At 44.7% G+C, this 1,092-nt stretch carries 2 protein-coding genes; both read left to right on the forward strand.

Annotated features, from left to right (window positions below; genetic code table 11):
* On the forward strand, positions 1 to 632 hold a 632-nt coding region (gene trmH, locus A3761_RS04555), incomplete at its 5' end, for a tRNA (guanosine(18)-2'-O)-methyltransferase TrmH (RefSeq protein ID WP_068749902.1).
* A gap of 41 nt (positions 633 to 673) precedes the next feature.
* Positions 674 to 1,092: MATE family efflux transporter (locus A3761_RS04560; RefSeq protein ID WP_255374918.1), on the forward strand; the 419-nt coding region annotated here is incomplete at its 3' end.

A 1,092-nucleotide genomic window follows, 5' to 3' on the forward strand; every position in this document is an offset into this window, starting at 1 on the left:
CAGAACAGATTCATAAGCCGAGAAACATTGCTGCACTGGTTCGAACCAGCGATGCGGTCGGTATCCAAGAACTAAATATGGTATGGCCCTGGGATAAGCATCGCCCTTATAGTGGTACGGCAATGGGCAGTGATCGTTGGGTGGATATTGTTCGACATGAGTCAATGCCAGAGGCGATTGATACCCTGCATGAAAAGGACTATAAGGTTTATGCTGCGCATCTGTCTGATAGCGCAATTGATTATAGGGATGTTGACTATACTAAGCCTTGCGCGATTCTATTAGGTAATGAAAAGAAGGGCGTCAGTGATATCGCAGCGGCCAAGGTGGATCAGCATATTGTGATTCCGATGCTTGGTATGGTGGAGTCATTTAACGTATCGGTTGCCGCAGCCATTATTCTCGCTGAAGCGCAAAGGCAGCGGTCCTTGGCTGGGTCTTATGATCAGGTTCGTTTAGATGGTAAAACCTATCAGGAAACTTTCTTTCGCTGGGCGCACCCTAAAGTCGCTAGCTATTGCCACCAGAACAAACTTCCATATCCCGAAGTTAGTGAAGAGGACGGTGAGATAATAAACCCCTCACAATGGTATGCGAGTATCAGAGCTAAGCGTGATTCTGCTTCAGAATAAACTTTGAGCGATAAAAGCTCACTAGAACAAGACTCTCTCCTATGTTGAAAGCTATCTTTAGCCTTGCTGGCCCATTGGTAATAGGGCAAATCTCATTTGCTTTAATGGGTTTGATCGATACGCTATTGATGGGGCGTTTAGGGGTTGATGTGCTTGCTGGTGGTGGTTTGGGCGCAGTTGTATATCAATTCTTTTACATCGTTGGTATTGGTGCTTTAGTCGCTACGGCTAATATGGTTGCTTTTGCTAAGGGCAGTGGTAATCAAAGTGAAATCCACCGTGCAGTCTTGTCTGGTAGCTTATTGGTGGTGATTCTTTTTGTCGTCTTTGCTTTTGGCTTGGTTAATATCTCGCCTGTCTTACTTTTCTTTGGCCAGCTGTCTGAGCTGGTTTTTTTTGCTCAATCATATTTAGATCTTGTTTTATGGGCATTGTTGCCAGCATTTGGTTTTATCTTGAT

This window comes from Oleiphilus sp. HI0123, assembly GCF_001635315.1.